This window comes from Pseudobutyrivibrio ruminis, assembly GCF_015057245.1.
Taxonomy (GTDB): Bacteria; Bacillota; Clostridia; order Lachnospirales; family Lachnospiraceae; genus Pseudobutyrivibrio; species Pseudobutyrivibrio ruminis_E.
Map to the genome: position 1 here is coordinate 228,188 of NZ_SVET01000003.1, position 6,489 is coordinate 234,676.

General features: G+C 37.2%; 6 protein-coding genes and 7 tRNA genes. 4 read left to right on the forward strand and 9 right to left on the reverse strand.

The genetic code is table 11. The features are described from left to right. Positions 1–121 precede the first annotated feature (121 nt). Positions 122–1,132, forward strand: a complete 1,011-nt coding sequence (gene fliB / locus E7274_RS04795; RefSeq protein ID WP_304174156.1) for a flagellin lysine-N-methylase — start codon at positions 122–124, stop codon at positions 1,130–1,132. Between the two features lie 36 nt (positions 1,133–1,168). Here the strand turns inward: fliB and E7274_RS04800 are convergent, their stop codons facing one another. Further along, positions 1,169–2,857 (reverse strand): carboxylesterase family protein, encoded by a 1,689-nt coding sequence (locus E7274_RS04800; RefSeq protein WP_304174158.1) that lies wholly within the window; start codon positions 2,855–2,857, stop codon positions 1,169–1,171. A 136-nt stretch (positions 2,858–2,993) separates the two neighbouring features. Here E7274_RS04800 and E7274_RS04805 point away from each other — a divergent pair, with 136 nt between their 5' ends. Next, entirely contained in the window at positions 2,994–3,815 is an 822-nt protein-coding gene (locus E7274_RS04805) for a helix-turn-helix domain-containing protein (RefSeq protein ID WP_304174160.1), read from the forward strand. A 13-nt stretch (positions 3,816–3,828) separates the two neighbouring features. Here the strand turns inward: E7274_RS04805 and E7274_RS04810 are convergent, their stop codons facing one another. Next, positions 3,829–4,293, reverse strand: a complete 465-nt coding sequence (locus E7274_RS04810) for a cysteine hydrolase family protein (RefSeq protein WP_304174162.1) — start codon at positions 4,291–4,293, stop codon at positions 3,829–3,831. A 239-nt stretch (positions 4,294–4,532) separates the two neighbouring features. Here E7274_RS04810 and E7274_RS04815 point away from each other — a divergent pair, with 239 nt between their 5' ends. Next, the gene (locus E7274_RS04815; protein ID WP_304174164.1) at positions 4,533–5,168 is read left to right on the forward strand and encodes an SOS response-associated peptidase; all 636 of its coding nucleotides are present in this window, start codon (positions 4,533–4,535) and stop codon (positions 5,166–5,168) included. Positions 5,169–5,403: 235 nt separating this feature from the next. Next, on the forward strand, positions 5,404–5,742 hold the full coding sequence (locus E7274_RS04820) for a hypothetical protein (protein ID WP_044938450.1): 339 nt from the start codon (positions 5,404–5,406) through the stop codon (positions 5,740–5,742). A gap of 36 nt (positions 5,743–5,778) precedes the next feature. On the opposite strand, the gene E7274_RS04825 is transcribed toward E7274_RS04820, so the two are convergent. The 7 genes from E7274_RS04825 to E7274_RS04855 form a co-directional block, all read right to left on the reverse strand. After that, positions 5,779–5,852 (reverse strand) — tRNA-Arg (locus E7274_RS04825). Between the two features lie 11 nt (positions 5,853–5,863). Next, positions 5,864–5,937: transfer RNA gene (locus E7274_RS04830), tRNA-Met, on the reverse strand. A gap of 9 nt (positions 5,938–5,946) precedes the next feature. Then, a tRNA-Lys gene (locus tag E7274_RS04835) sits at positions 5,947–6,019 on the reverse strand. A 16-nt stretch (positions 6,020–6,035) separates the two neighbouring features. After that, positions 6,036–6,106, reverse strand: a tRNA-Gly gene (locus tag E7274_RS04840). A 14-nt stretch (positions 6,107–6,120) separates the two neighbouring features. Next, positions 6,121–6,195: transfer RNA gene (locus tag E7274_RS04845), tRNA-Pro, on the reverse strand. Between the two features lie 15 nt (positions 6,196–6,210). Further along, a tRNA-Asn gene (locus E7274_RS04850) sits at positions 6,211–6,283 on the reverse strand. Between the two features lie 4 nt (positions 6,284–6,287). After that, a tRNA-Ala gene (locus E7274_RS04855) sits at positions 6,288–6,360 on the reverse strand. Between the last annotated feature and the right edge of the window lie 129 nt (positions 6,361–6,489).

Here is a 6,489-nt window from a genome sequence, read left to right on the forward strand (position 1 = left end):
CCTCTTTTATCTGCTATTTTATTCTCATGACATAATAGTCCATGTTACAGATTGATGCAATGACTAGCAACTCATTCCTATACGTGATACCATGGTAAAGATTTATTTTAGAGGTATTTTTATGATTTACAGAAAACAAAAAGATTTTGATAACTTCAAATGCATTGCCGATAAATGTCCCAAAAGCTGCTGTATCGGTTGGCAAATCATGATTGATGAGGATAGTCTTGATAAATACGCTACCACATCTGGAGACTTTGGACATAGATTAAAATCTTCTATTAATTATGAAGAAGGCTCTTTTCTTCAAAACAATACACGCTGTAGCATGCTTAATGAAACAGGTCTTTGTGATTTGCAATCTACTTTAGGGGAAAGCTATCTTTGTAACACCTGTGGCAAGTATCCTCGTCATGTAGAAGAATTTCAGGACATCCGCGAATATTCACTATCTCTTTCATGTCCTGAGGCAGTTAGAATGCTTATGGCCCCTGACTATTCTTTTTCATTTGAGGAAACTGAGGATGATATTTTCGACGACCCAGAAGAATTTGAAGACTTTGACTTTCTGCTCTTTGACAAGTTGGAATATGCTAGAGATAAAATGATTGAGCTTGCAAAAGATAGCTCTCTTCCTTTTTCAGAACGGTTGGAACGCATTAGAAGTTCTGCATTTGCCTTGCAGAATCTCTACGATGAAGGTGAAATCTTTGAGATGGATAACATCTCCTATGAAGATAAGTCCACCATTTCATTAGAATATGCCATGAGTGGACTCGACACCCTTCTTGAATTAGAAGTGTTAGAAGAATCATGGCATGAAACTATTAGAGAAACAATATCCTATTGGAATAACAATCCAGCAAAACAATTTTCAGAGGATGCAACCTTTGTTTTTGAAAAGATACTTATTTCTCTTCTATTTAATTACTTCTGCGGCGCTGTATATGATGGACAGATTTATGCCAGAGCTATGATTGCCATAATGAGCACTCATTGGATTATGATGATTCAAGCTGCACATCTTAATATGGACTTAGCCCAAAACATATATCTATATTCTAGAGAAGTTGAACACTCCGACACTAACGTAAATACGTTAATATCATACTTTGAACAGGAATTGGATTAAAAAAGGAACTCTCATTGGAGAGTTCCTTTTTTCTACTTAATCTTTATATGTCTCATCTAATACATCTGAGAACCATCTTCCATTCATTACATGGTCAATCATAAGATTCTTAACATCATCTGAAATACTGTTGTCTGCTTCCATCTGACCAATTATCTGCTTGTAAGATGAAGTTGTGTTTTCTACAGTGACAATAGCATTCGAATCATCAGCATCTAGTACTAATGATACAGGATTTGCTGGTGTCCAATTATTCCATGTAGCAAGTGAATCACCATTTGGATTTCCTGATACCAGGAAGTTGCTCAGATAGCTGTCAAATACTGTTGCCATATTCTGATATCCTGGATTTTCAAAGTTTGCAAAGCTTCCATATGAATGATTATCGGTAAGCATTGGGACAAAGATTCCATGGAATGATCCCATCATTGGGATTTGGGTTGCACTGTCATCACTACCATATCTAACCTGACAAATATAAATATTGTCATCATAACTTGCATACATCTTTTGTGCTGAACACTGTGCATTAAATATTCTGTACATCTCAGAGCCATATTCAATTGCAAATGACTTTGCTAAATCCTGTGTTTGAGAATCTAATGCCATCATGTCTGGACTATAGAAATATCCATCAAATGCCGAGAACAAACTAAACTCTGTCTCGCCTGTGAGCATTAGAATTGGTACACTATTGTAATTAGTAGTATCAAAGCCTTCTGAAGGAATTACCACATCATCCGTATAAAGATGAGGGAACACACTCATTCTTATTCCTGCATTTGACATAAGCTGACATAAACGATCTGCATCAACAGACTTCATATATGTAACTACCGCTGGGTCACTAGATAGTAACCACGCCTTTGCCAGCTCCTCATTTGATGCTAAGCCATCTTCTACAACAAGTGGAGCAACTGCTTCTGCTATTCTATCAGCACTTGCATCTTCGTCCGCAACTGTCATACCACCTGAATATACTACTGCTTTATCAAATTTGCCTTCAAAGACAGGACTGATGAGCATTGCCATAACATCACGTCCACCAGCTGAAAATCCTGAAACAGTAATATTGTTTGGGTCTCCTCCAAACTGTTCGATGTTTGCACGAACCCAATCTAGAGCTTTTGCAATATCAAGCATTGCGTAATTTCCTGTTGAATCTGCATCAGTCTGGAATGCTGGAAGTGCGTTAAATCCTAATATTCCAAGTCTGTAATTTAAAGATACATAAATGCAGTTCTCATCTACAACAATCTGTGATCCCTCAATTTCTGATGAACTTCCGGTCTGATTATTTCCACCGTGAATGTATACAAGCACTGGCAAATCCTTTGCATTATTTGGCGCATATACATCTAAATTCAAGCAATCTTCAGAGCCAGATACAACTGTCTCACCTGTTGCATAATCTGTTCCTGCCTGAATTGCTTTATTGCCTAAAGAGGTGCAATCTAATACATCTGTCCAAGCTGATGGATCTTGTGGTTCTTCCCAGCGCAAATCTCCTGTAGGTGCAGCTGCATATGGAATTGAATACCATACATTACAATTATCTTTACTTGTTCCTTCCACTGCTCCAAACTGTGTGTTTTTCACTAAACTAGCTGTTGCGGTCTGGTTTTCCACAGAAACGTTCGTAGCTGCATAAACATTAATGCTTGAAAACCCTGTTGCTCCTAGCGCTAAAACTAGAGCTAATGCTAAAAAAATCTTTCTCTTCATATTCATCCTTCTCCTTTGATAAATTATGATTTTCCTTGATTATATTGGCCGGTAGTTACTACCGAGCAAGGAAAATATGGTCGTTGATATTTGTTAATTCTGCCTATATAATGGCTAAAGGAGAGGTTTTAATGTTATGTCAAAATCATTTATGTCTATTGGTGAATACGCCAAAATGGTAGGGGTATCCCCTGAATATCTCAAGTTCTACGATAAAAAGAATTTAATAAAACCTATATGGAAGGATGACAGAGCCTACAGATATTATGCTGATTTTCAAATCATCCATTTTATTGAGCTACAACAGTTAAATAACATGGGGATATCACTGGAGGATGCAAAATCAATTATTGATACATCAAGTCTTGAAGAACGTCTTGATGTCTATAAAAATGCTCTTCAAGCCAAACGCGAAGAAATCATTAATTTACTGTTTTTAATGAATCAAATTGATGACACCACTTCTGCTCTAGATAGAATTAAAAACAAAGAAAGCTGGCGCATAGAAGAATTACCATTGTCCTATTTTACATTTATTGATTTTGATAAACGAAAACAAGGAAGAGATTCTGCTATTTGGAAAGACAACTTTAGTATGAATGCCACCCAATATGTCAAAATGCAAGATTCTTCAGCATACCAATTAGAACCTGGAAAATTCGAAAGAATGTGGGGTGCAATCCAACCAGATTTAACAGAACAAATTTCCACTGACGATAAACAAACAATAATTCCTGTTGGCAATTGTAAATGTTTTGTATATGAATATAGTATTCCTACAGAATACGACGATGAGGGCAAACTCTGTGAAAAGATTTGGGATTTGTCACTTCCTCTAACAATCATGAAAGAAAAAAATATTAAGCATAAAGGAGAATTCTTCCAGAAACGTCTATGTACCACTCATGAACCTGAGGGTGAATTTCTTCATGTGCAAACAATAGCGCCTATCTATTGATAGACGCTATTGTTTACATTTTTTCCAATTTCATATAAGCCACAGCACCGTTTTGTTCCATGGTCTTTAGTTCCGTATAATAGAATTTATCATTATGAGCTTCTATTGCATCCATAAGAAGATTCACTTTGTAGCCCTTTTCTAATGCATCCATAACTGTTCTAGATACACAGCACCTTCCATCAACTCCAACAACATTTATAGTTTCAACCTTCATTTTGTTAAGAAACAATTCAAAGTCAGCATTAGAAAAAGCACTAGGTAATCTTTTCTTAAATATACAATCCGATTCAATTAATAGTCCTTCGGCTAAATCAAAATTATCATCCTTGCCACTTCTTCCTGTATTTCTAACATAAACTACAGGAATATCTTTTTTTATTGCCTCAGCTATTCTATTATTTACCCTCTCAACCAAATCTGGTTTATAGTTCTTTAAATATCGTTGTTGTACATCAATAACAAGTAATATTTTCATAAACCACCTACATTAAGCATTTCTCCCTACATATCTACTATCCAAAGTATATCATAGTGCTTTAATAAAATGGGACTTAATTAAGTCCCCTGAGGTTAGTTGTAACTAATTTTTGTTCTGTTTTTTCATAAAAATTTCATTAATGTTCGGGATTGAAAAACACTTCTTTAGGGTGTATCATCTGATTACAAAAAGCAAACATATTTTCGGAAATTATGTTCGATAAATGGAGAATTATTATGTGTACAAGATATGCTTTAGAAAAAAGCCTTACAGGATTAAAAGATATTATTGAAATAGCAGAGCGTTCTTCTCTCACAACAAAGTTTATCGATACCCATGCCAAGCCACTTATCACTGACGGCGAAGTACGTCCAACTGATATCGTTCCCGTTATAGCTCCTAATTCAAAGGGAGCGCGAAGTGTCTTTCCAATGCAATGGGGGTTCATCGGCAGAGATAATAAACGATCAATCTTCAATGCTCGCTACGAAACTGCCAGCATAAAGCCCACTTTCAAAGAAGCCTGGCGAACTCACAGATGTATTATTCCAGCATCATACTATTTTGAATGGGAACATTTTAGAAACCCAGATGGTCGAGTCAAAACTGGAGACAAATACGCAATACAGCCAAATGGTTCTACTATCACCTGGCTTTGCGGTTTATATAATATTGAAAATGGATATCCAGTATTCGTTATTCTTACAAAAGAACCAACAGAAAATCTTAAGCAAATACATGACAGAATGCCCTTAATGCTACCTGAAAATAAAATTGATGAATGGATAAATCCTTCCTCAAGTCCTGAAGAATTAATTCCTTATGCATTATCAGATGTTGTTGCAGAGAAAATACTATTAAGTCGTTATTAGACTTATCCTCTCTTTGATGGGAGTAAATATGGACACCTTCATAAGTTACTATATACACAGTTAATACAGTAAATAGCAACATATACGGAGGTGTTTTTATGAAAGGATACATTATTGACGCAGGATATATGGGATATGTTGATGGCGAATACGAGTTATTTGCTACAGAGGACGATTATTTAGAATACATAGCTGCATAATCTCATATACAAATACAAACATGGAGAGAAAGCCTATGGAACTTGCAAATCAAATCATTGCAGTAGATTTCGATAATACACTATGTTTCAGTGATTGGCCTAATCTAGGCAAGCCTAATCTACCGCTAATACAATACCTAAAAAAACAAAAAGCATCCGGAAGCAAAATCATTCTTTGGACCTGTCGCGCTGGCAAGCCTCTTGAAGATGCTACTGACTGGTGTAAAAAGCACGGCCTTATTTTTGATGCAATCAATGATAACCTTCCAGAAATAGTTGAGCTTTACGGAAATAACAGTAGAAAAATAACTTGTGACATCTACATCGACGATAGAAATATGAAAATAGAAGAATTGCTTACAGCTAATAGCTAAAAAAAAGACTTTGGAATTATCCAAAGTCTTTTTTAGCGTGCGTGAGAAGATTCGAACTCCCGACACCTTGGTCCGTAGCCAAGTGCTCTATCCAGCTGAGCTACACACACATAATAAAAAGTAGCGAGAGGGGGATTCGAACCCTCGACACCGCGGGTATGAACCGCGTGCTCTAGCCAACTGAGCTATCTCGCCATATTAAAATGCGCGATCAGGGGTTCGAACCCTGGACACCCTGATTAAGAGTCAGGTGCTCTGCCAGCTGAGCTAATCGCGCATGATATTAATGTAAGAGCGGGTGATGGGAATCGAACCCACGTATTCAGCTTGGAAGGCTGATGTTCTACCATTGAACCACACCCGCAAATATTCAATTAGTCGGGGTGACAGGATTCGAACCTGCGACCCCCTGGTCCCAAACCAGGTGCTCTAGCCAAACTGAGCCACACCCCGATGTTTTAGGATAAGCTCCCCAAGTAGGACTCGAACCTACGACAACTCGGTTAACAGCCGAGTGCTCTACCAACTGAGCTATTGAGGAATAATGGAGACGGAGAGATTCGAACTCTTGACCCCCTGCTTGCAAGGCAGGTGCTCTCCCAACTGAGCTACGCCCCCAAATAGTGGTTTCTCTACGAAAAAAGCAAGCTCTTGCTTGCTACTTCTCTTATAGCAACCTCAAAACTTCACACAGTATTCCGATACTACATATCTTCTTTTTAGAATAAACCTTCGATCTATTAGTAT

Coding starts and splice junctions, on each gene's coding strand:
- fliB (WP_304174156.1), top strand. CDS start 122: ATGATTTACAGAAAACAAAAAGATTTTGATAACTTCAAATGCATTGCC.
- E7274_RS04815 (WP_304174164.1), top strand. CDS start 4,533: ATGTGTACAAGATATGCTTTAGAAAAAAGCCTTACAGGATTAAAAGAT.
- E7274_RS04810 (WP_304174162.1), bottom strand. CDS start 4,293: ATGAAAATATTACTTGTTATTGATGTACAACAACGATATTTAAAGAAC.
- E7274_RS04805 (WP_304174160.1), top strand. CDS start 2,994: ATGTCAAAATCATTTATGTCTATTGGTGAATACGCCAAAATGGTAGGG.
- E7274_RS04820 (WP_044938450.1), top strand. CDS start 5,404: ATGGAACTTGCAAATCAAATCATTGCAGTAGATTTCGATAATACACTA.
- E7274_RS04800 (WP_304174158.1), bottom strand. CDS start 2,857: ATGAAGAGAAAGATTTTTTTAGCATTAGCTCTAGTTTTAGCGCTAGGA.